This window comes from Martelella alba, from assembly GCF_005217455.1.
Classification (GTDB): Bacteria; Pseudomonadota; Gammaproteobacteria; order Enterobacterales; family Enterobacteriaceae; genus Acerihabitans.
Genome location: NZ_SZPQ01000107.1, coordinates 1 through 1,907 on the forward strand (window position 1 = coordinate 1; position 1,907 = coordinate 1,907).

The 1,907-nt window shown below is 50.0% G+C and carries 3 protein-coding genes; 2 read left to right on the forward strand and 1 reads right to left on the reverse strand.

All coding sequences use genetic code 11. The features are described from left to right. The coding region (locus tag FCN80_RS25725) for an IS256 family transposase (protein WP_136993181.1) at positions 1-843 on the reverse strand (843 nt) is incomplete at its 3' end. Between the two features lie 100 nt (positions 844-943). Here FCN80_RS25725 and FCN80_RS26575 point away from each other — a divergent pair. Continuing rightward, positions 944-1,117: a hypothetical protein gene (locus tag FCN80_RS26575; RefSeq protein ID WP_170975538.1), complete on the forward strand. Its 174-nt coding sequence runs from the start codon at positions 944-946 to the stop codon at positions 1,115-1,117. Between the two features lie 104 nt (positions 1,118-1,221). Next, positions 1,222-1,659 (forward strand): DUF29 domain-containing protein, encoded by a 438-nt coding sequence (locus FCN80_RS25730; RefSeq protein ID WP_136993183.1) that lies wholly within the window; start codon positions 1,222-1,224, stop codon positions 1,657-1,659. The last annotated feature ends 248 nt before the right edge of the window (positions 1,660-1,907 follow it).

Sequence of the window (1,907 nt, forward strand, 5' to 3'; positions counted from 1 at the left end):
CGATACCGCCCGGTAAACCGGCTTCAGATCGGCCATGAAGGCTTTGTGGTGCTTGGATGCCACGTATTTAATTGAGTTGCGTATCTGGTGAATGATGCACAACTGGACTTCGGTCTGCGGGTAAAGGCTGTTTATCGCCTCAGGGAAGCCGGTCAGCCCGTCCACGCAGGCAATCAGGATGTCCTTGACGCCCCGGTTTTGCAGGTCGCACAGCACCGACAGCCAGAAGTTAGCCCCTTCACTTTCAGACAGATACAGCCCTAATACCTCTTTTTTACCCTCAAGGTTCAGCGCCAGCATGGTATAGACCGCCTTGCTGACATAGCGGCCATCCTCGCGGATTTTGTAGTGAATGGCATCCAGCCAGACAAAGGGATAAACCGGCCCCAGCGGGCGCTGCTGCCATTGTTTCAGTTCGGGGATAATCTTGTCAGTAACGGCGCTGATGGCGGCGGTAGAGACGCTAAAAGCATACAAGTCTTCGATTTCCTGGCTGATGTCGGCGTAACTCATGCCGAGCGCGAACAGACGAATAATATTGTGCTCAATCTCGTCGGACAGGGTAGTCTGGTGTTTTTTCACCCGTTGGGGTTCGAAAGTGCCGTTGCGGTCGCGTGGCGTGGCTAATTCGAAGTTGCCGGTGGTGGTTTTGATGGTCTTTTTGGCGGAACCCTTTTTACGATTGGCCTCCACATCCTGAGCCAGATGGGAGTCGAGTTCGGCGGCCAGCGCCGCTTCGGTTAACTGTTTGATTAACGGCGTTAAGATGCCATCTTTCCCGGTCAGGGCTTGGCCGGACTGTAGCGCTTTCAGCGCCTTGTCGAAATCGAAGGGTTGGGACATATATCATTCCTTTTTAAGATATATTACTGGAATGACACAGAATTTCTAACGCTCTCAAGATATCCTCTGGACCGAGCCTGTTAAAAGTGAGATTGCAGCGATGGCTTTACGTATACGATGCGATGAGCTTCAAAGCGAAGCGGCGTTTGAAAGCGGTTGGGATAATTTTTCCACTGCCCGCAACCTTAGGCACGAAGCGAGAGCGCTGATGCTTGCTGATGTTGCGTCTTTCTGGCGCAATCACCCAGAAGTACTGATGATTGTGGCAAGTTAACACGCAGCTTTTTTTTAACACTGCCGCCAGCCTTTGACTGGCGCATTTTTCCATGACAGACTTGATGAAGATGATGTCAAGTCTGCAATGTCACGGAGGTAAACATGACTAATCATACTCGGTACGAGGCTGATGTCGTGGCTTGGGCCAACGAGCAGGCCGCACTGTTACGCTCCGGCAAATTTTCAGAAATCGACTTCGAAAAGATTGCAGAGGAGATTGAAGACGTGGGTAAGAGCGAACAAAGGGAGCTTGCCAGTCGAATGGCCGTATTGATTGCCCACCTGCTTAAATGGAAATTTCAGCCGAGCCATAGAGGGACGAGCTGGGAAAAGACCATAAAAGCGCAGCGTAAAGATGTACGGTATGCGTTAAAAGAGTCTCCAAGCCTTTACACTAAGCTAAACGATCCTGAATGGATGGATGTGATCTGGTCCAAAGCAGTTGCAATGGCTTCCAGCGAAACAGGACTGGATTGTTTCCCGGATGACTGTATTTGGTCAGTAACGGAAATTTTATCTCCGGAACACTGGTTGCCCTGATTTCCAAAGGCTTCGATGGAATCCCCACTTCAATATTTCAAACAAACGCCGGTAACCCGGCGTTTGTTTCGAGAACCCTCTATAATTCAAGTCAACGGCAAAGACGACAGGGCCGGATAATCCACTAGAGCTTGTACACCATTCTAATGGAATGGACGCCCCCATTTAACTGGCATCAATGTGCCAAAATGGTTGTGTCATAGCACACCATTTTACAACAGGAGCGTCCACCATGAAGATTACAACGA